This window comes from Nocardioides sp. cx-173 (assembly GCF_021117365.1).
Classification (GTDB): domain Bacteria; phylum Actinomycetota; class Actinomycetes; order Propionibacteriales; family Nocardioidaceae; genus Nocardioides.
This window is the reverse complement of the sequence record NZ_CP088262.1, coordinates 3,726,346-3,745,138: the sequence shown is the minus strand read 5'-3', so window position 1 is coordinate 3,745,138 and position 18,793 is coordinate 3,726,346. Positions and strand designations below refer to the sequence as shown.

Annotated in this window: 18 protein-coding genes; 13 read left to right on the top strand and 5 right to left on the bottom strand. The window is 72.7% G+C overall.

Going from position 1 to position 18,793, the window contains the following annotated elements; all coding sequences use genetic code 11:
- Positions 1-8 precede the first annotated feature (8 nt).
- The 5 genes from LQ940_RS18340 to LQ940_RS18320 all read left to right on the top strand — a co-directional run bounded on the left by LQ940_RS18340 (position 9) and on the right by LQ940_RS18320 (position 3,398).
- A complete protein-coding gene (locus LQ940_RS18340) occupies positions 9-212 on the top strand; it encodes a cold-shock protein (protein WP_056863399.1) in 204 nt (67 codons plus the stop codon).
- 177 nt (positions 213-389) lie between these two features.
- Positions 390-563: a hypothetical protein gene (locus tag LQ940_RS18335; RefSeq protein ID WP_231244626.1), complete on the top strand. Its 174-nt coding sequence runs from the start codon at positions 390-392 to the stop codon at positions 561-563.
- A 103-nt stretch (positions 564-666) separates the two neighbouring features.
- The gene (locus LQ940_RS18330; protein ID WP_231244627.1) at positions 667-963 is read left to right on the top strand and encodes a metal-sensitive transcriptional regulator; all 297 of its coding nucleotides are present in this window, start codon (positions 667-669) and stop codon (positions 961-963) included.
- Positions 964-973: 10 nt separating this feature from the next.
- Complete coding sequence (locus tag LQ940_RS18325) at positions 974-1,180, top strand: heavy-metal-associated domain-containing protein (protein WP_231244628.1); 207 nt, start codon at positions 974-976, stop codon at positions 1,178-1,180.
- 1 nt (position 1,181) lies between these two features.
- Positions 1,182-3,398 (top strand): heavy metal translocating P-type ATPase, encoded by a 2,217-nt coding sequence (locus tag LQ940_RS18320; protein WP_231244629.1) that lies wholly within the window; start codon positions 1,182-1,184, stop codon positions 3,396-3,398.
- Positions 3,399-3,478: 80 nt separating this feature from the next.
- Here LQ940_RS18320 and LQ940_RS18315 read toward each other — a convergent pair whose 3' ends face one another.
- A complete protein-coding gene (locus tag LQ940_RS18315; RefSeq protein ID WP_231244630.1) occupies positions 3,479-4,501 on the bottom strand; it encodes a hypothetical protein in 1,023 nt (340 codons plus the stop codon).
- An 89-nt stretch (positions 4,502-4,590) separates the two neighbouring features.
- On the opposite strand from LQ940_RS18315, the gene LQ940_RS18310 reads away from it, so the two are divergent.
- The 7 genes from LQ940_RS18310 (at position 4,591) to LQ940_RS18280 (ending at position 11,470) form a co-directional block, all read left to right on the top strand.
- Positions 4,591-5,457 (top strand): NUDIX hydrolase, encoded by an 867-nt coding sequence (locus LQ940_RS18310; protein ID WP_231244631.1) that lies wholly within the window; start codon positions 4,591-4,593, stop codon positions 5,455-5,457.
- A gap of 146 nt (positions 5,458-5,603) precedes the next feature.
- Positions 5,604-6,563 (top strand): PstS family phosphate ABC transporter substrate-binding protein, encoded by a 960-nt coding sequence (locus LQ940_RS18305; RefSeq protein WP_231244632.1) that lies wholly within the window; start codon positions 5,604-5,606, stop codon positions 6,561-6,563.
- A gap of 20 nt (positions 6,564-6,583) precedes the next feature.
- Entirely contained in the window at positions 6,584-7,483 is a 900-nt protein-coding gene (pstC, locus tag LQ940_RS18300; RefSeq protein WP_231244633.1) for a phosphate ABC transporter permease subunit PstC, read from the top strand.
- Positions 7,483-8,391 (top strand): phosphate ABC transporter permease PstA, encoded by a 909-nt coding sequence (gene pstA, locus LQ940_RS18295; RefSeq protein WP_269215041.1) that lies wholly within the window; start codon positions 7,483-7,485, stop codon positions 8,389-8,391. Before pstC ends, pstA begins: the two co-directional genes overlap by 1 nt.
- 148 nt (positions 8,392-8,539) lie before the next feature.
- Positions 8,540-9,310, top strand: coding sequence for a phosphate ABC transporter ATP-binding protein PstB (pstB, locus tag LQ940_RS18290; protein ID WP_231244688.1), 771 nt, complete (start codon positions 8,540-8,542; stop codon positions 9,308-9,310).
- 133 nt (positions 9,311-9,443) lie between these two features.
- Positions 9,444-10,475 (top strand): hypothetical protein, encoded by a 1,032-nt coding sequence (locus LQ940_RS18285; RefSeq protein ID WP_231244635.1) that lies wholly within the window; start codon positions 9,444-9,446, stop codon positions 10,473-10,475.
- 128 nt (positions 10,476-10,603) lie between these two features.
- Positions 10,604-11,470 (top strand): metalloregulator ArsR/SmtB family transcription factor, encoded by an 867-nt coding sequence (locus LQ940_RS18280; protein WP_231244636.1) that lies wholly within the window; start codon positions 10,604-10,606, stop codon positions 11,468-11,470.
- 31 nt (positions 11,471-11,501) lie between these two features.
- Here the strand turns inward: LQ940_RS18280 and LQ940_RS18275 are convergent, their stop codons facing one another.
- The 3 genes from LQ940_RS18275 to LQ940_RS18265 form a co-directional block, all read right to left on the bottom strand.
- Entirely contained in the window at positions 11,502-12,506 is a 1,005-nt protein-coding gene (locus LQ940_RS18275) for an inorganic phosphate transporter (protein WP_231244637.1), read from the bottom strand.
- A gap of 6 nt (positions 12,507-12,512) precedes the next feature.
- Positions 12,513-13,130: a DUF47 domain-containing protein gene (locus LQ940_RS18270; protein WP_231244638.1), complete on the bottom strand. Its 618-nt coding sequence runs from the start codon at positions 13,128-13,130 to the stop codon at positions 12,513-12,515.
- A 102-nt stretch (positions 13,131-13,232) separates the two neighbouring features.
- Positions 13,233-15,458: an RNA degradosome polyphosphate kinase gene (locus tag LQ940_RS18265; RefSeq protein ID WP_231244639.1), complete on the bottom strand. Its 2,226-nt coding sequence runs from the start codon at positions 15,456-15,458 to the stop codon at positions 13,233-13,235.
- 62 nt (positions 15,459-15,520) lie between these two features.
- On the opposite strand from LQ940_RS18265, the gene LQ940_RS18260 reads away from it, so the two are divergent.
- Positions 15,521-16,567: an alpha/beta hydrolase gene (locus LQ940_RS18260; RefSeq protein ID WP_231244640.1), complete on the top strand. Its 1,047-nt coding sequence runs from the start codon at positions 15,521-15,523 to the stop codon at positions 16,565-16,567.
- On the opposite strand, the gene LQ940_RS18255 is transcribed toward LQ940_RS18260, so the two are convergent.
- The gene (locus tag LQ940_RS18255) at positions 16,564-18,783 is read right to left on the bottom strand and encodes a hypothetical protein (RefSeq protein ID WP_231244641.1); all 2,220 of its coding nucleotides are present in this window, start codon (positions 18,781-18,783) and stop codon (positions 16,564-16,566) included. The two genes, LQ940_RS18260 and LQ940_RS18255, sit on opposite strands and share 4 nt — an antisense overlap.
- Between the last annotated feature and the right edge of the window lie 10 nt (positions 18,784-18,793).

Below are 18,793 nucleotides of genomic sequence, written 5' to 3'. Positions count from 1 at the left end.
ATGAGCACATGGCTCAAGGCACCGTGAAGTGGTTCAACGCTGAGAAGGGTTTCGGCTTCATCGCGCAGGAGGACGGCGGCGACGACGTCTTCGTGCACTACTCGGCGATCCAGACCCAGGGCTACAAGTCCCTGGACGAGAACCAGAAGGTCGAGTTCGACGTCACCCAGGGCCCCAAGGGTCCCCAGGCTGAGAACGTCCGCCCCGTCTGACCGACGCGGCTGAAAAGTCTTCTACGCGAGGCCCCCATCCGGTTCGGATGGGGGCCTCGTGGTCTTCTCGGGCGGTGCGGCATGGCCCGATATGACCAGTGGGGATCGCCCGGTTTGCGCCTAGGCTCGGCAGGGAACCATCTTGGGATGGACAGGCCCGGCGGACGGAGGCTCCTCGTGCACGATCAGTTCGACGTGACACTGGAGGACGGCGACCTCCTGGGCGAGGTCGAGCTCACGACCAACCTGATCATCGCCGCCAGCGAGGCCGACGACCACCTCTCCGCCGACGAGATCGACCAGATCCTCGGCGTGGATCCCCGTCCGCCTCAGCCGCGGCGCGAGGCCTGAGGGCCTCGGGCCCTGCCCGCGACACGCCCCTCGACCCGCCGGCGTACCTGGCGGGTTTTTCCTTGCCTTGGTTCTCATACCGTAGGGGGGTATGGTGTCAGGCATGGCGGACGGTCACCAGCACGGCTATATCCAGCGCAAGGACGACTACCTCAAGCGCCTGCGCCGCATCGAGGGGCAGGCGCGCGGGCTGCAGCGCATGGTCGAGGAGGAGCAGTACTGCATCGACATCCTCACCCAGGTCGCCGCCATGACGAAGGCTCTCCAGGCGGTCTCGATCGGCCTGCTGGAGGAGCACATGCACCACTGCGTCGTCGACGCCGCCCGGGCGGGTGACGCCGAGGCGCGCGAGAAGGTGAACGAGGCGGTCGAGGCCATCTCCCGCCTGGTCCGGTCCTGAGAGGAACACGATGAGCCACACCAGCACCTGGAACGTCACTGGCATGACCTGCGGCCACTGCGCCGCCTCGGTCACCGAGGAGATCGCCGAGATCCCCGGCGTCGAGAGCGTGGAGGTCTCCCACGAGGCCGGCACCGCCGTGGTCACCAGCACCGAGCCCGTCGAGCGCGCCGCGGTGGAGGCGGCCGTCGTCGAGGCGGGCTACGAGCTGGCCTGACATGTCCGACACGGCGACGAGCCAGGTCGAGCTCGAGATCAGCGGCATGACCTGCGCCTCGTGCGCGAACCGCATCGAGCGCAAGCTCAACAAGCTCGACGGCGTCTCCGCCAGCGTCAACTACGCCACGGAGAAGGCGAGGGTCGCCTACCCGACCTCGGTCACGACCGAGGAGCTGCTGGCCACCGTCGCTGCGGCGGGCTACTCCGCCGCGCTCCCGGTCTCCGAGCCCGCAGCAGAGGAGCCCGCGGGCGACCCGGAGCTGGACGCACTGCGCCAGCGACTCGTGGTCTCCGCCCTGCTCACCGTGCCTGTGGTCGCGATGGCGATGGTCCCCGCCTTCCAGTTCGAGTACTGGCAGTGGGCCTCGCTGACCTTGGCCGCGCCGGTCGCCGTGTGGGGCGCCTGGCCGTTCCACCGTGCCGCCTGGGCCAACGCGCGCCACGGCGCCACGACGATGGACACGCTGGTCTCCATCGGGGTGCTGGCCGCCTTCGGGTGGTCGGTGGTCGCGCTCTTCTGGGGGACGGCGGGCACGCCGGGGATGACCCATCCGTTCCGCTTCACCGTGGAGCGCACCGACGGGCTCGAGAACATCTACCTGGAGGCGGCCGCCGGCGTCACCACCTTCCTGCTGGCCGGCCGGTGGTTCGAGAAGCGGGCCAAGCGCCGGGCCGGCGCGGCGATCCGGTCGCTGATGGACCTCGGCGCCAAGGACGTGGCGCTGCTGCCCGACGGTCCCGACGGCGGCGAGACGCGGGTGCCCGCGGGGACTCTGGCGGTGGGCGACCTGTTCGCCGTACGCCCGGGGGAGAAGGTGGCCACCGACGGAGTGGTCGAGTCCGGGCACTCCGCGGTCGACGCCTCGATGCTCACCGGGGAGCCGGTGCCGGTGGAGGTGGGCCCGGGGTCGGTCGTGACCGGGGCGACCGTCAACGCCAGCGGACGGCTCGTCGTGCGGGCCACGCGGGTCGGCGCCGACACCCAGCTCGCCCAGATGGCGCGGCTGGTCGAGGAGGCGCAGAACGGCAAGGCGCAGGTGCAGCGGCTGGCCGACCGGGTCTCCGGGGTGTTCGTGCCGCTGGTCATCGCGCTCGCCGTCGCGACGCTCGGCTTCTGGCTGGGCACCGGCGCCGACGCGTCGGTGGCCTTCACGGCCGCCGTGGCCGTGCTGATCGTGGCCTGCCCCTGCGCCCTGGGCCTGGCCACGCCGACCGCCCTCATGGTCGGCACGGGGCGTGGCGCCCAGCTCGGCATCGTGATCCGCGGCCCGGAGGTCCTCGAGTCGACGCGCGCCGTCGACACCGTCGTGCTGGACAAGACCGGCACCGTCACCACGGGCCGCATGACGCTGGTCTCGACCGTCCCCGCGGCCGGGGAGTCGCTCGAGGAGGTGCTGCGCACCGCGGCCGCCGTCGAGGCGGGCTCCGAGCACCCGATCGCGCGGGCCGTGGCGGAGGCCTCGCCGGGCACGGTCGCGACCGGCTTCCGCAACGTCGAAGGGCTCGGGGTGCAGGGCCGGGTCGAGGGACGCGAGGTCCGCGTCGGGCGGCCGGTCCTGCTCGCGGACGCGGGGATGCCCCTCGGTCAGGACCTGCTCGCGGCCGTCGAGGACGCCGAGGCCTCGGGCCGTACGGCGGTCGCCGTCGGGTGGGACGGGCGCGCCCGCGGCGTGCTGGTCGTGGCCGACACCGTGAAGCCGACCTCGCGTCAGGCGGTGTCGGACCTGCGCGCCCTCGGCCTGGCGCCGGTGCTGCTGACCGGCGACAACGAGCGCGCCGCGCGGGCGGTCGCGGCCGAGGTCGGCATCGACCAGGTCATCGCCGAGGTGCTGCCGGCCGACAAGGTCGACGTGGTGAAGCGACTGCAGGCCGAGGGCCGGTCCGTCGCGATGGTCGGCGACGGCGTCAACGACGCCGCCGCGCTCGCCCAGGCGGACCTGGGCATCGCCCTGGGCACCGGCACCGACGTGGCCATCGAGGCCAGCGACCTGACCCTGGTGCGGGGTGACCTGCGGGTCGCGGCGACCGCCGTACGGCTCGCGAGGCGGACGTTGGCGGTGATCAAGGGCAACCTCTTCTGGGCGTTCGCCTACAACGTCGCCGCCCTGCCGCTGGCCGCCGCCGGCCTGCTCAACCCCATGCTCGCCGGCGCCGCCATGGCCCTCTCCTCCGTCTTCGTCGTCACCAACAGCCTGCGCCTGCGCCGCTTCTCCTAGCGGGTAGTCCCTGACCTTTGTGTTGTGGATAGTCGCTATCCACAACACAAACGTCCGGGACTATCCCAACCGCGCCCCCCTCAGCAGGTCGCGAACAGCACCGGGCCGGTGGAGAGGTCGGAGAGGACGGAGGCGCCGTCGACGGGGTCGAGGTCCAGGGTGAGCAGGGGGCCGTCGGCCTCGACCGGGCCGAGCTCGAAGCGGTCGCTGAAGTCGCCGCCCTGGCCGGGCGAGGGTCCCGCCGCCAGAGCGGCGCGCGATTCGGCGTTGGCGCGGGCCTGCTCGTCGCTCTCGAAGGCGAGCGCGAGGCGCAGGTCGAGGCCGGGCTGGACCGAGAGCGCGTACGCCGTGAACGGGTCCACCGCGCCGGCCTGCGCCAGCAGCCGGTCCGCCTCGGCCTGGTCGTCGGCGTCGGCCTGGCTCATCGCCAGGGCGCCGCAGGCCTGGGCGCCGGTGTAGAGGGCGGCCGAGAGCGCCTCGCCCGAGGCCTCGACGACCTCCTCGAAGCCCTCGACCGAGGGCGCGTCGCCGAGCGCGACCTCGACCGCGCTCCCGAGATAGCCCTCGGTGTCGCTGGTGAGGACCAGGGACTCGTCCTCGAGCAGGGTCACGAAGCTGACCTCGGGTGTGACCCCGCCCAGCCGGCCGATCGCCTCGCTCCCGCCGGCCCACACTCCGTCCGCCTCGTCGGGCTCGGCGTAGCCCAGCCTGCGCAGGCGGTCGGCGATCAGGTCCCAGTCGGTCGAGTCCGGCAGGTGCAGCATCACGACCGCCCCCTCCTCGGACTGGCTGAAGAGCTCCCAGTCGGCGGTGGCGGGGGAGAAGCCGTAGTGCACGTGCAGCTGCTGCGCCGACTCGGGCAGCGCGGAGGTCGAGGTCAGGTCGGCGTCGTACCCCGCGGCCATGAAGTCCACGACCTCGCCCTGCGGGCTGTCGGCGGAGAGGTCCACGCCGAGCTCGTCGCGCACCCCGGCCCAGTCGGTCCACGAGAAGCGGTCCCCGTCGTCCGGGGCGAGGGACATGGCGCGATCGAGGTCGGAGCGGTGCACGTCGCGCCACCAACGTACGCCGACGACGGCGGTGGCCACGACCAGCGCCAGCACGAGGACGCCGAGGCCTGTCGTCAGCAGTCGGCTGCGTGTCGCGGCGATGTCGGCCCTCCTGGCTCCGTGGTGGTGTGAGACTAGTCGTCATGCCCGCCTCGCCAGCCCCGGACGTGGTGTCCTCGGGCGCCGTGATCTTCCGCCCCGGCAAGCGTGTCCTGCTGGTGCACCGGCCCAAGTACGACGACTGGTCCTTCCCCAAGGGCAAGCTCAACCGCGGCGAGCACCCGACCGCCGCCGCCGTGCGCGAGGTCGCCGAGGAGACCGGGCTGCAGGTGCGGCTCGGCGCACCCCTGTCGAGCCAGCGCTACCCGGTCGCCCGCGGGCACAAGACCGTGCACTACTGGACCGGCCGGCCCCTGGGCGACCACGACGTCAGCGGCTACGTCGCCAACGCCGAGATCGACGACGTCCGGTGGGTCGACGCCGAGGACGCGTTGACGGCGCTGACCTACGACTACGACCGCGACACCCTGCGCGAGGCACTGAAGGTACGGCGCAAGACCCGCACCCTCGTCGTGCTGCGCCACGGCAAGGCCCGCTCCCGCAAGGCCTGGCGCTCCGACGACCGCGAGCGCCCCCTGCTGCAGGTGGGTCGCGCGCAGGCCGAGCGGCTGGTGCCGGTCCTCGCGGCGTACGGCGTGGTGCGCGTGGTCTCGTCGGGCAGCACGCGCTGCGTCGAGACCGTCGCGCCGTACGCCGCGAGCCTCGGCGGTGACGTCGAGACCGACGACCGGCTCAGCGAGGAGGACGCCAAGCCGAAGCGGGTGCGCAAGATCGTCGCCGGGCTGCTCGACGACGGGCGACACACGGTGCTGTGCACGCATCGGCCGGTGCTGCCGCAGGTGTTCGACGCCCTGGGCGTCGAGGACCCGTCGCTCGCGCTCGGCGAGATGCTGGTCGTCCACCTGCGCAAGGGCCGGGTCGTCGCCACCGAGCGGCACCTGGTGCGCTAGTCGAGGCCGCGTCGCGCGCCGCCCCTGACCGGGCGGGCCCCTCGACGGGCCGAGTTCATCCCTCGTTCACCGTCGACCCCAGAGCCGGCCACCTCCGGCCTCGACACTTCTGATCGTCACCCCACAGACGACACAGGAGATCCGACGTGAAGAGCACCTCCATCCGCCGAGCGCTGCTGCCCGGCATCGCCCTGCTGGCGCTCGCGCTCAGCGCCTGCGGTGGCGCCGACGCCGGCGCCAGTACCGGCGACGGCTCGGCCCAGTCCGGCAAGGTCGCCGTCGACGGCTCCTCCACGGTCTTCCCCATGAGCGACGCCGCCGCCGAGCTCCTCCTCGAGGAGAGCCCCGACGTCAAGGTGACGGTCGGCGAGTCCGGCACCGGTGGTGGCTTCGAGGCGTTCTGCGCCGGGAAGACCGACATCTCCGACGCCTCCCGGCCGATCAAGGACGAGGAGGCGGCGGTCTGCAAGCAGGCCGGCATCGACTACACCGAGCTCCAGGTCGCCACCGACGCGCTGACGATGGTGGTCCACCGGGACCTCGACGTGGACTGCCTCACCGTCGACCAGATCGTCCGGCTCTGGGGCCCCGGCTCCCAGGTCAGGAACTGGAACGAGCTCGACCCGGACTTCCCCGACCAGAAGATCGCGCTGTTCGGCCCCGGCACCGACTCCGGCACCTACGACTACCTGGCCGCCGACGTGATCGGCGACGAGTCGGAGTCGACGCGCAGCGACTACGAGTCCTCCGAGGACGACAACGTCCTCGTGCAGGGCGTGGGCGGGACCGAGGGGGCGACCGGCTACTTCGGCTACACCTACTACGAGGAGAACACCGACTCGCTGAAGGCGCTGGCCATCGACAACGGCGAGGGCTGCGTCGAGCCCTCCGCCGAGACCGCGCAGGACGGCAGCTACGCGCCGCTGGCCCGCCCGCTGTTCATCTACGTCAACAACGCCGAGTACGACGACAACGAGGCCGTGGCGGCGTACGTGGACTTCTACATCGAGAACCTCTCGCAGATCGCCGAGGTCGGGAAGTTCATCCCGCTCAGCGACGACGCGTACGCCGAGACCCGGTCCGCCCTCGAGGGCATCGCCGGCTGACGCGAGGACCTGACAACCTCATGAGCAGCCTCTCCGGCACCGCGGTGCCCGACCTGAGCAGGAAGGCGCGCCCGGTCGAGACCGTGGTCCGCACGGTGCTGATGGTGTCCGCGCTGCTCTCGGTCGCCATCACCGTCGGCATCGTGGTGGCCCTGATCCAGCCGGTGATCGACTTCTTCGCGGAGGTGCCGCTCGGGGACTTCCTCGCCGTCGAAGGCACCCACGCCGTGCTGCCGCTGGTCGGCGGTACGGCGATGACCACGCTCATCGCCCTGCTGGTGGCCGTGCCGCTGGGGCTGGGCGCGGCGATGTATCTCTCGGAGTACGCCTCCGCGCGCGCCCGCCGGGTGCTCAAGCCGACGGTGGAGCTGCTCGCCGGCGTCCCGTCGGTCGTCTACGGCTTCTTCGCGCTGTCGTTCGTCACCCCCACGCTGCTGCAGGACATCCTGCGCCTCGAGGTGGGCTTCACCAACGCACTCGCGGCCGGGCTCGTGCTCGGGGTGATGATCATCCCCACCGTGGCCTCGCTCTCCGAGGACGCGCTGTCCGCCGTACCGCAGGCGCTGCGTCACGGCTCGCTGGCCATGGGCGCCAACCGGATGCAGACCACGCTGCGGGTGGTGTTGCCGGCGGCGCTGTCGGGCGTCGCCGCGGCGATCGTGCTCGGCCTCTCGCGCGCGGTCGGCGAGACCATGATCGTCACGCTCGCCGCGGGCTCGCTGAAGAACCTCTCGCTCGACCCTCGCGAGGGGATGCAGACCATGACCGGCTTCATCGCGACCACGGCCGGCGGTGAGAACGCCGTCGGCTCCACGTCGTACAACGAGCTGTTCGCTGTCGGGATGCTGCTGTTCGTGCTGACCCTGGTCATCAACGTCGTCAGCATCGCCCTCGTCCGACGATTCAGGCAGGTCTACTGATGAGTGTGGCCACCACCGCCGCCCGCGAGGTCACGCGGACCGTCTCGACGGGGCGCAGCCGCGACCGGAGCCTCGGCTCGCTGGTGTTCCTCGGCGCCCTGTGGCTCTCCCTCTTCTTCGGGGTGATGGTGCTCCTGGTGCTCATCGTCGACACCGCCATCCAGGGTGCGCCGCGCTTCGACTCCGCGCTGATCACCGAGTACGGCTCGCGGGTGCGCCCGGAGTCGACCGGCTTCCGCGCCGGCATCCTCGGCTCGCTGTGGCTGATGGTCTTCACCGCCCTGTTCGCCGTGCCCCTGGGCATCGCCGCCGCGCTGTACCTCGAGGAGTTCGCCGACGGCGAGCGCTGGTGGAACCGGCTGATCGAGATCAACCTGCAGAACCTCGCCGCCGTGCCGGCCATCGTCTACGGCCTGCTGGCCGTCGCGATCATGGCGCTGCTGGGCTTCGGCCGCAGCGGCATCGTGCTCGGCGGCGCGATCGCGCTGGCGCTGCTGATCCTGCCGGTCATCATCATCACCACGCGCGAGGCAGTCCGCGCGGTCCCGCAGGAGATCCGGCAGGGGTCCCTCGCGCTGGGCGCCACGGTGTGGCAGACGACGTGGCGCCAGACGCTGCCCTCGGCCGTTCCCGGCATCGCCACCGGCACCATCCTCGGTCTGTCGCGCGCCATCGGCGAGGCCGCACCCCTGATCGTGGTCGGCCTGGCCGGGTCCGTGCGCTTCGACCCGACCGGCGTCCTGAGCGAGATCACGGCGCTGCCGATGATGATCTTCTCGCTCACCAGCCAGTCCCAGGAGGACCTCCGCACCGCCGCCTCGGCCGCGATCATCGTGCTGCTGGTCATGATCCTGGGGCTCAACGCACTGGCCATCTTCATCCGCAACAAGTTCCAGAAGACCTGGTAGGAGACCCATGTCCACGCACCCCGCCACCGCCACCGCCACCGCCACTGGCACCGTCACGGACCGGGCGGCGGTGGAGGTCCGCGAGCTCGGCGTGATGACCGGCGCCGCGCCCGACCGCGAGCTGCCCGCCGTACCACCGGAGCCGGTGATGGAGGCGCTGCAGCTCAACGTCCACTACGGCGACTTCCACGCCGTGCACGACGTGAGCCTGTCCTTCGGCAGGCACGAGATCACCGCGCTCATCGGGCCGTCGGGCTGCGGCAAGTCGACCGTGCTGCGCTGCCTGAACCGCATGAACGACCTGGTCTCCGGCGCGCGGGTCTCGGGGGAGGTGACCTACCACGGGCAGAACATCTACGCCCGCCACGTAGACCCGATCGCCGTGCGCACGCAGATCGGCATGGTGTTCCAGAAGCCCAACCCGTTCCCCAAGTCGATCTACGACAACGTCGCCTACGGCCCGCGGGTCACCGGCATGAAGGTCGAGAGCATGGACGACCTGGTCGAGGAGGCGCTGCAGGGTGCGGCCCTGTGGGACGAGGTGAAGGACAAGCTCAAGCAGTCGGCGTACGGGCTCTCCGGCGGGCAGCAGCAGCGGCTCTGCATCGCCCGCACCATCGCCACCCGGCCCGACGTGATCCTCATGGACGAGCCGTGCTCCGCCCTCGACCCGATCGCCACCTCGCGCATCGAGGACCTGATGCTGCAGCTGCGCGACGACTACACGATCATCATCGTCACCCACAACATGCAGCAGGCCGCCCGCGTCTCGGACCGGACCGCCTTCTTCACCGCCCGCCCCGACGAGACCACCGGCAACCGCACCGGCCTCCTCGTCGAGTTCGACCGCACCAGCCGGATCTTCGCCAACCCCACCGACCAGCGCACCGAGGACTACATCTCGGGGCGGTTCGGCTGAGGGCTGGTCTACCCGGGTAGTCCCGGACGTTTGTGCTGTGGACAACCCGATTTCGCGACACCTTCGTCCGGGACTACCCCGGGGCTGTGGAGGAGTCGAGCGGCGTCTGCTCGGTTCGGGGCAGAGTCGAGGAGTGCCCGAGAAGACCCTGCGTGACGGACTGGTGCGTCCCGTACGGCGTGACCTGCGGGGGCTGACCGGACCGACACCGGCCCAGACCCGCGGGCCGCGCTGGCGACGTACGAGCCGGGGCTTCTACGTTCCGAGCCACGTCACGGACGACCTGCCGGAGCAGCGGATCCTCGAGGCCTCGGCCGTCGCCCCACCGGGGCTGGGCGTCACCGGATGGGCGGCGCTGCGCTGGTGCGGCGCGCGCTGGTTCGACGGTACGGCGGCCGACGGGAGCAGGCGACCGGTGACGATCGCGGTCTCGACCCACGACATCCGTCCGCAGCCCGGCATCGCCGTGACCGGCGAGGGCGCACCCCCGCGCCTGGTCACGACGGTCGACGGGGTGTGCGTGACCCGGCCGGTCTGGTCGACCTCGTTCGAGATGCGGTACGCCGGCTCGGAGCGCGCCGCGGTCGTCGTGCTCGACATGGCCGCGTACGCCGACCTGGTCTCCTTCTCGGAGATGCAGGACTTCCTTGGCACCCAGAGCGCGTGGACCGGGATCCCTCAGGCGCGAGCGGCCTCGGCACTCGCCGTCGAGAACAGCTGGTCGCCCCAGGAGTCGTGGATGAGGTTGGCCTGGCAGCTCGACGCGGGGCTGCCCCCGCCGCTGTGCAACGTTCCCATCTTCGACCTGCACGGCCGTCACCTCGTCACTCCCGACCTGTTCGATCCGGAGGCGGGGCTGGTCGGCGAGTACGACGGACACCTGCATCTCGAGCCAGGTCAGCGACGGCGGGACATCCGCAGGGGCGAGCGTTGCCACGAGCACGACCTGGAGGTCGTCGTCGCGGTGTCCGGCGACCTTCGTCCCGGCGACAGCTTCGTGTCGCGCCTGCTGGCGGCGCGGCGTCGGGCGCGGCGGCGGCAGCCGGCTCGTCGTACCTGGACGCTCGAACAGCCCTCCTGGTGGGTGCCGACCGAGACCGTCGCCCAGCGCCGCCGCCTCACCGACGAAGAGCGACGTGTCTGGTTGGCTCGCCGGCGGGCCTGATGGGTCGATCGGGATAGTCCCGGACGTTGGTGTCACCGCGCGGGCCGATTGACGACACAAACGTCAGGGACTACCCGCTCCGTCATCGCCGGCGACATCATCGATCGGGATCGATGTAGGTTCGGGTCATGTCCGACCAGCGCCCGCTGGCGCCCGATGCGGCGGCGGCGTACGCCGCGTGGTTCGCCGCGCTGGCCGACCCCACGCGGGTGCGCCTGCTGCACGCGGTAGGGACGTCGCGCTCCGGGGCGCTGCGGGTGGGGCACCTCGCCTCCGCGCTCAAGATCAGCCAGTCGACCGCCTCGCACCACGTACGCCGCCTGGCCGAGGCCGGCCTCCTCGCCGTCGAGAAGGTCGGCACGTCGTCGGTGGTGACCCTCGACCCGGCGTGGTCCACCGCTCTGCCCCACGTCGCCGACCTGGTGCTGGGGACGCTGGCGGGGCCGCCGCACCACCCCGACGACCCGCCCGACGACCACCCCGACGACCCGCCCGTCGACCCGCCCGACGTCGTGACGCGGGCGATGCGCGAGACAGACCTGACGGCCGTCCGCGACATCTACGCCGACGGCGTGGCCACCCGCATGGCCACCTTCGAGACCGAGGTGCCGCCGGTCGAGCAGCTGGCGACCCGGTGGCTGCCCGAGCACCGGTGGGTCGCGGAGCACGAGGGGCAGGTCGTCGGCTGGGCCGCCGTGGGCGCCGTCTCCTCGAGAGCCTGCTACGCCGGGGTCGGCGAGACCTCGGTCTACGTCGCCCCGACCGCGCAGGGCCACGGCGTCGGCACCTCGCTGCTGCACCGCCTGGTCGACGAGGCGGACGCGCGGGGCCTGTGGACCCTGCAGGCCGCGATCTTCCCGGAGAACCCGGCCTCGATCGCGCTCCACCACTCGGCCGGCTTCCAGACCCTCGCGGTCCGCTCGCGCATCGCCCGCCTGAACGGGGTGTGGCGCGACACGGTGCTGCTGGAGCGCCGTCGCGCCGGCGACGAGTGAGTGACGAGCCGGGACTACCCGACCAGACGACTCAGGGCACGACCTCGATGAGGAAGTGGCTGATCCAGTAGCAGACGGCGGCGACCAGGCCAGCCATGGGGAAGGTGAGGACCCAGGCGGCGACGATGGACTTCGCGACGCCCCAGCGGACGGCGGAGAAGCGCTTGGTGGCACCGACGCCCATGACCGCGGAGGTGATCGTGTGGGTGGTCGAGATGGGGGCGGAGTAGACGAAGGCGGTCGTGTAGAGCACGCCGGCCGCGATCGACTCGGCCGCGAAGCCGCGGGCGGGGTCGAGGTGGATGATGCGGCGCCCGAGGGTGCGCATGATCCGCCACCCGCCGGCGTACGTGCCGAGCGAGATGGCACCGGCGGCGGCGATGATCACCCACAGGGGCAGGTCGTCGCCCGGGTTGACGAAGCCGCCGGCGAGCAGCGCCAGGAAGATGACGCCCATCGTCTTCTGGGCGTCCTGCAGGCCGTGGCCCAGCGCCATGGCGGCGGCGGAGAGGGTCTGCAGGAAGCGGAAGTTGCGCTGGAGGCGGTGCGGGTTGCGCCGGCGGAAGATCCACATGATCGCCAGCATCAGCGCGAAGCCGGCGACGAAGGCGAACACCGGCGAGATGATCATCGGTACGACGACCTTGTCGACGACCGTGGACCACTTCACGTAGATGCCCGACGCCATCGCCGCGCCGACCAGGCCGCCGATGAGGGCGTGCGAGGACGACGAGGGCAGCCCGTAGTACCAGGTGATGAGGTTCCAGGCGATGGCCCCGAGGAGCCCCGACATCACGATCACGAGGCCGTGCGAGCCGTCGGGCGGCGAGATGACGCTGCCGACGGTGTTGGCGACCTCCTGACCGAGGAAGGCGCCGACGAAGTTCATGACGGCGGCCATGATCAGGGCCACCCGCGGCGTCAGCGCCCGGGTCGACACCGAGGTGGCGATGGCGTTGGCCGCGTCGTGGAATCCGTTGGTGTAGTCGAACGTCAGGGCGACGACGACTACGGCGATGACGAGCGCGAGTTCCACGGTGGGTCAGGACTCCTTGACGGCGATCTGCTCCACGATGTTGGCGACCTTCTCGAAGGCGTCGATCGAGTCCTCGAGGCCCTCGACGATGTCCTTCAGCTTGAGGACCTCGATGGTCTTGTACTCGCCCGAGAAGAGGTTGGCCAGGATCCGGCGGTGGTTCTTGTCGCCGGCGTTCTCGAGGCGGTTGATCTCGATCCAGTACTCCTCGAGCGACTGCATCGAGCGCAGGTTCGGCATCGAGGCTGACGTCAGCTCGGCGCACCGCTGGAGCACCTCGACCTGCTGCGACAGCTCGGCCGGCAGGATCTTCACCTCGTAGAGCAGGATCATGTCGACGACCTCGTCCATCATGTCCATGATGTCGTCGAGCGCCGAGGCCAGCGAGTAGATGTCCTCGCGGTCGAACGGCGTGATGAAGGTGCTGTTCACCCGGCGCACGATCGCGTGGGTGGTCTCGTCGGCGGCGTGCTCGGCGTCGCGCATGCGCTGGCCCACGTCGGCGGCGTCGGCGCCCTCGCTGAGCATCTCGGCGAGCAGGTCGGCGCCCCGCACGAGGTGATTCGCCGACTCCGTGAAGAGGTCGTAGAACGAGGTGTCGACCGGACGGAATCGCAGTGCCACGAAGTGCTCCTGATCAGGCGGTGACGAACGCGACTCATGCTAGGGGGTGCATGTCTCGCGGGTGCAACTCGCGCCCCCTCGACCATACGCCGGGGGCGCGCCTCAGACCGTGCTCCACCGCCTGCGCTGGCCCTCGATGAGCGCCTCTTGGAGATGTACCTCACCGTCGTTCTGAGCCCAGAGTCCGTCGCTGCCGAGCACCCAGGCGCTCGTGGTCGGAGCGAACGCGAGGTCCAGCAGCTGCCCGATGGCGCGGACGCTGTCGGCCGCGGGCAGCCGCACCAGCACCTCGACGCGGCGGTCGAGGTTGCGGTGCATCATGTCGGCCGACCCGATCCAGGCGACCGGGGTGCCGCCGTTCTCGAACCAGTAGACCCGGCTGTGCTCCAGGAACCGCCCGAGGATCGAGCGCACCTCGATGTGCTCCGACAGGCCGGGTACGCCGGGCCGGAGCGCGCAGATGCCGCGCACGAGGAGCTGCACCGGGACGCCTTCCTGGGAGGCGAGGTAGAGCGCGTCGATGACAGCCTCGTCGACCACGGAGTTGGCCTTCATCCGGATGCCGGCCGGCAGCCCGGCGCGGTGGTGCTGGATCTCGGCGTAGATCTGGTCGATGAGCCCGCTGCGGACGCTGTCGGGGGCGACCAGCAGCTCCTCGTAGCGCGCGTTGCGCGACCAGCCGCTGAGGTTGTTGAACAGGTGGGCGACGTCCTCCCCGATCAGCCCGTCGGTCGTGATCAGGCCCAGGTCCTCATACATCCGCGAGGTCTTGGGGTTGTAGTTGCCGGTCCCGATGTGGGTGTAGCGGCGGATCCCCTCGGGCTCGTCGCGCACCACGAGCGAGAGCTTGCAGTGGGTCTTGAGCCCGACCAGCCCATAGACGACGTGGCAGCCGGCCTGCTCCAGCTTGCGCGCCCAGCGGATGTTGGCCTGCTCGTCGAAGCGGGCCTTGATCTCGACGATCACCAGCACCTGCTTGCCGGCCTCGGCGGCGTCGACCAGGGCGTCGATGATGGGGGAGTCGCCGGAGGTGCGGTAGAGCGTCTGCTTGATCGCGAGGACCTGCGGGTCGGCGGCGGCCTGCTCGATGAAGCGCTGCACCGACGTGGCGAACGAGTCGTAGGGGTGGTGCAGCAGTACGTCGTGGCGCCGGGTCGCCTTGAAGACGTCGACCGGTGCCGCGGACTCCACCTCCGCCAGCCGGAAGTGGGTGGTGGGCACGAAGGCGGGGAACTTCAGGTCCTCGTGGCTCAGGTCGGCGATGCTGTGCAGCCCGCGCAGGTCCAGCGGCCCGGGCAGGCGGAAGACCTCCTCGTCGGACACCCCGAGCTCGGAGACCAGCAGCTCGAGCACCGAGGGAGTGATGGACTCCTCGACCTCGAGCCGCACGGGCGGGCCGAAGCGGCGGCGCAGCAGCTCCTTCTCCAACGCCGCCAGCAGGTTCTCGGCGTCGTCCTCCTCGACCTCGAGGTCCTCGTTGCGAGTGACCCGGAAGGTGTGGGCCTCCAGCACCTCCATGCCCGGGAAGAGCCGCTTGAGGTGGGCGCCGATGACGTCCTCGAGCGGCACGAACCGCGCGTTGCCCAGCGGCACGAACCGCTCGAAGATCGGCGGCACCTTGACCCGGGCGAAGTGCTCCTTGCCGGTCTTGGGGTTGCGCAGCACCACCGCCAGGTTGAGCGAGAGCCCGGAGATGTAGGGGAACGGGTGGGCCGGGTCGACGGCCAGCGGCGTCAGCACCGGGAAGATCCGGTCGCGGAAGAACCGCTTGCAGGACTTCTGCTCGTCGCGGTCGAGGTCGTCCCAGCGGACCAGCTCGATGTCGTGCTCCTTGAGCGCGGGCACGATGTGGTCGCCGAACTGCCGCGCGTGACGCTCGGTCAGCTCGCGGGTCACGGTCCAGATCCGCTCCAGGACCTCGCGCGGCATGAGCCCGGAGGCGGCACGTACGGCGAGGCCCGCGGCGATGCGCCGCTTGAGGCCGGCCACCCGCACCATGAAGAACTCGTCGAGGTTGCTGGTGAAGATCGCGAGGAAGCGCACCCGCTCCAGCAGCGGCAGCGACTCGTCCTCCGCCAGCTCCAGGACCCGCTGGTTGAAGTGCAGCCACGACAGCTCCCGGTCCAGGAACCGGTCGTGGAACCGCTCGATCGCCCCCCTGGTCTCCGCGTCGGGGACGTAGGTGACGTCGTCGCCCCCGTCGCCCCCGTCGCCGCTTACCTCGGCGCTTACCTCGGCGCCCACCTCGGCGTGGGCCTGGTCGTCGGTGTCGTCGGGCGCCCTCGCGCCGTCGACCGCGACGGGCTCCGGGACGATCTCGAGAGGCATCCCTGCAGTGTGCCACCGTCGGGTGAACAAGGCGTGCCGCGCGGCGGCTACCCTCCACCCTCGTGAGCGGACGGGGAGCGGCGGCAGCGGCACGAGCGGCCTTCGAGGCGGCGGCGCTGCGGGGCGCGATGGCGCTGCCGGAGCCGGTGCAGCGGGTCCTGGCCGGCCGGCCGGTGCTGCGCGACGGGCAGCGGCTGGCGACCGAGACCCAGCTGGCGCTGCGGCTGCAGCGGCTCGGACGGGTCCCCGGCGCCGAGACCCTCCCGATCCCCGACGGCCGCCGGGCACTGAGGCACCAGACCGGGCTGGTGGCGGGCCGGCCCACGATCGGTGCGGTCCGCGAGCTCGCGGTCGCGGGTCTGCCCGCGCGGCTCTACACCCCGACCGAGGTGCCCGGGCCGCTGCCGCTGCTGGTGTTCTTCCACGGCGGCGGCTTCCTGTACGGCGACCTCGACACCCACGACGCGCCGTGCCGGGTGCTCGCCGAGCGGGCCGGGGTGCGGGTGCTGTCGATCGAGTACCGGCTGGCGCCCGAGCACCCGTTCCCGGCCGCGTACGACGACGCGCTGGCCGCCTACGACTGGGCGCTCGAGCGCGCCGAGTCGCTGGGCTGCGACCCCGCCCGGCTGGCCGTCGGCGGTGACTCCGCCGGAGGCAACCTGGCCGCCGGGGTCGCCCTGGAGGCCGCCCGGCGCGGCCTGCCCCTGGCGTTCCAGCTGCTGATCTACCCGATGACCGATGCCGAGCACGCCACCCGCAGCTACCCGATGTTCGACGAGGGCTTCTACCTCACCCGGCGCTTCATGGACCTCGCCGACGAGTGCTACCGCCCGCCGGAGGTCGACCCCCGCGACCCGCGGCTCTCGCCGGGCCACGCCGAGCTGCCCGCCGGCCTGGCGCCGGCGTACGTCGCGACGGCCGGGTTCGACCCGCTGCGCGACGAGGCCGAGGCCTACGCGCGGCGGCTCTCCGAGGCCGGGGTCGAGGTGACGCTGCAGCGCTTCCCCGACCAGATCCACGGCTTCCTGCAGGTCGTGGGCGTGGGTCGCCGCACGCCCGCGGCGGTCGCGCAGATCGCCGCCCACCTGCGCGCGGCGCTCACGGCCTAGCGGCGCCGACGAGGCCAGCGGGGGCGCTGGTGGTCGTCGCCATCGCCGTAGGGGGTGTCGGCGGGCTCGGCCGAGTCGGCAGCCAGCTGCTGCGTGAGCTCGGCGAGCCGCTGCTCGGCCTCGAGCCGCTCGCGCAGGGTCTCCTCGACCAGCTCGGTCTGACGGCGTACGGCGGCCTCGACGGCGCTGCGCTCCATCGCCCGGTTCTCGGCGGCCCGCTCGGCCTCGGCGCGCAGCCCGGCCTGGCGAGCCGCCTCGGCCAGGGCCTCGTCGAGCTGGGCCCGCAGCGTCTGGAGCTCGGCGGCATGGGTCTCGGCCGCTGCCGCGGCCTCGCGGGTGAGTGCGGTGAGCTGTCGCTCCAGCTCGAGACGCTCGGAGGCGGCCTGGAGGGCCAAGTCGGCGTGGGCGCCGGCGTCCCGCTCCGCGACGGTGCGGGCCGCGAGCGCCGCGGACGCCGCCTCCTCGGCCTGGGCGCGTGCCTCGTGGGCCTCGCTCGCGAGCCGGGCGGACTCCTGCGCGGCGGCCTCGGCGGCGGCGCGGGCCTCGTGCGCCGAGCGTGCCGACTCCGCCTGCTCGGCGGCGGCGTGCTGCGCCGCCGTCGCCTGGGCGGTCGCCTCGCTCGCCGCCGCGGCCTGGGCCCGTCCGGCCTCTTCGGCGGCGAGCCGCTCCCGCGCGCTCGCCTCGGCGGTCTGAGCCTGGGCCCGGGCGGCGTGCTCGGCCGCGGCGCGCGCGATGGACGCCTCCTCGGCGAGGCGGGCGTGCTCCGCGGCGGCCTCGTCGGCGGCGCGGCGGGCGGCGGCCTGGTCGGCGGCCACCTGCTCGGCGAGGGCCCGGGCCTCGCTCTGGGCGCGGGCGGTGTCCTCGGCGGCGGTGCGGGCCTCGTGGGCGAGGCGGGCCTGCTCGGCCTGGTCGGCGGCGGCGTCGGCCTGGACGCGGGCGGCGTGCTCGGCGGCGAGGCGGGTCTCGGCGGCGGCGAAGGCGGTCTCGGCCTGGTGGCGCGCGGTCTCCTCGGCGCCCTGGCGGGCGGTGTGGGCCTCTTGCGCCAGGCGGGCGTGCTCGGCGGCGGCCTCGTCGGCGGCGCGGCGGGCGGCGGCCTGCTCCGCGGCAGACTGCTCGGCGAGGGCCCTGGCCTCGCTCTGGGCGCGGGCGGTGTCTTCGGCCGCGGTGCGGGCCTCGTGGGCGAGGCGGGCCTGCTCGGCCTGGTCCGCGGCGGCGTGCTGGGCGTGGGTGGCGCTGGTGGCGGCGTCGGCGGCGGCGTCGGCCTGGACGCGGGCGGCGTGCTCGGCGGCGAGGCGGGTTTCGGCGGCGGCGAAGGCGGTCTCGGCCTGGTGGCGCGCGGTCTCTTCGGCGGCCTGGCGGGCGGTGTGGGCCTCCTGTGCCAGACGCGCCTGCTCCGCGGCGGCCTCGTCGGCGGCGCGGCGGGCGGCGGCCTGCTCGGCCGCGGCCTGCTCAGCGGCCGACCTGGCCTCGCTCTGGGCGCGGGCGGTCTCCTCGGCGGCGACGCGGGCCTGCGCGGCCTCGCCGGCCAGACGGGCCTGCTCGGCGGCGACGCGATCGGCCGCCTCCCGGTCGCGCAGGGCCTGGGTGGCGGTCTGCTCGGCGGCGGCACGCGCCTGCTGGGCCTCCTCGGCCGCGCGCGCGGCAGTGGCCGCGGCCTCCTCGGCGGCGGCGCGGGCGGTGGCGGCGGCCTCGGCCTCCTCGGCGCGCTCCCGTGCGGACGCCTCGGCGGCCTCGCGCCCCTGCGCGGCGGCGGTGGCCGCCTCCTCGGCCGCGACGCGGGCGGCGGTGGCCTCCTCGGTGCCGGCGGCCGCCAGCCGGGCGGCCTCCTCGGCCTCGCCCCGTCGTACGGCGGCCTCGGCGGCGGCCTCCTCGGCCACCCGCCGCGCCTCGGCGTGCTCGGCGAGCGCGCGCTCGGCGGCCTCGCGCGCCTGGATCGCGACCGCGGCGGCGGACGCGTGCTCGAAGGTGGCGCGCTCGGCCCGCTCGCGGGCTAGCGACGCCTCGCGAGCCGACTCCTCGGCCACCAGGCGCTCGGCGGCCTGCTCGGCCGCGGCCAGCTCGGCCGCGCGGTGCAGGGAGGCGGCGTGGGTCGCCGCGGAGATCATCTCCGCGGCGCGCGCCTGAGCCTGCTCGATGGTCTCGGTCGGCTCCGGCTGGCCCTTGCGGCGCCAGCGACGGGCGATCTCACCGTCGGAGGGTGGTGGGGTGGAGCTCACGGGGACGAGC

Coding starts and splice junctions, on each gene's coding strand:
- LQ940_RS18340 (WP_056863399.1), top strand. CDS start 9: ATGGCTCAAGGCACCGTGAAGTGGTTCAACGCTGAGAAGGGTTTCGGC.
- LQ940_RS18330 (WP_231244627.1), top strand. CDS start 667: ATGGCGGACGGTCACCAGCACGGCTATATCCAGCGCAAGGACGACTAC.
- LQ940_RS18325 (WP_231244628.1), top strand. CDS start 974: ATGAGCCACACCAGCACCTGGAACGTCACTGGCATGACCTGCGGCCAC.
- LQ940_RS18320 (WP_231244629.1), top strand. CDS start 1,182: ATGTCCGACACGGCGACGAGCCAGGTCGAGCTCGAGATCAGCGGCATG.
- LQ940_RS18310 (WP_231244631.1), top strand. CDS start 4,591: ATGCCCGCCTCGCCAGCCCCGGACGTGGTGTCCTCGGGCGCCGTGATC.
- pstC (WP_231244633.1), top strand. CDS start 6,584: ATGAGCAGCCTCTCCGGCACCGCGGTGCCCGACCTGAGCAGGAAGGCG.
- pstA (WP_269215041.1), top strand. CDS start 7,483: ATGAGTGTGGCCACCACCGCCGCCCGCGAGGTCACGCGGACCGTCTCG.
- pstB (WP_231244688.1), top strand. CDS start 8,540: ATGGAGGCGCTGCAGCTCAACGTCCACTACGGCGACTTCCACGCCGTG.
- LQ940_RS18280 (WP_231244636.1), top strand. CDS start 10,604: ATGTCCGACCAGCGCCCGCTGGCGCCCGATGCGGCGGCGGCGTACGCC.
- LQ940_RS18265 (WP_231244639.1), bottom strand. CDS start 15,458: ATGCCTCTCGAGATCGTCCCGGAGCCCGTCGCGGTCGACGGCGCGAGG.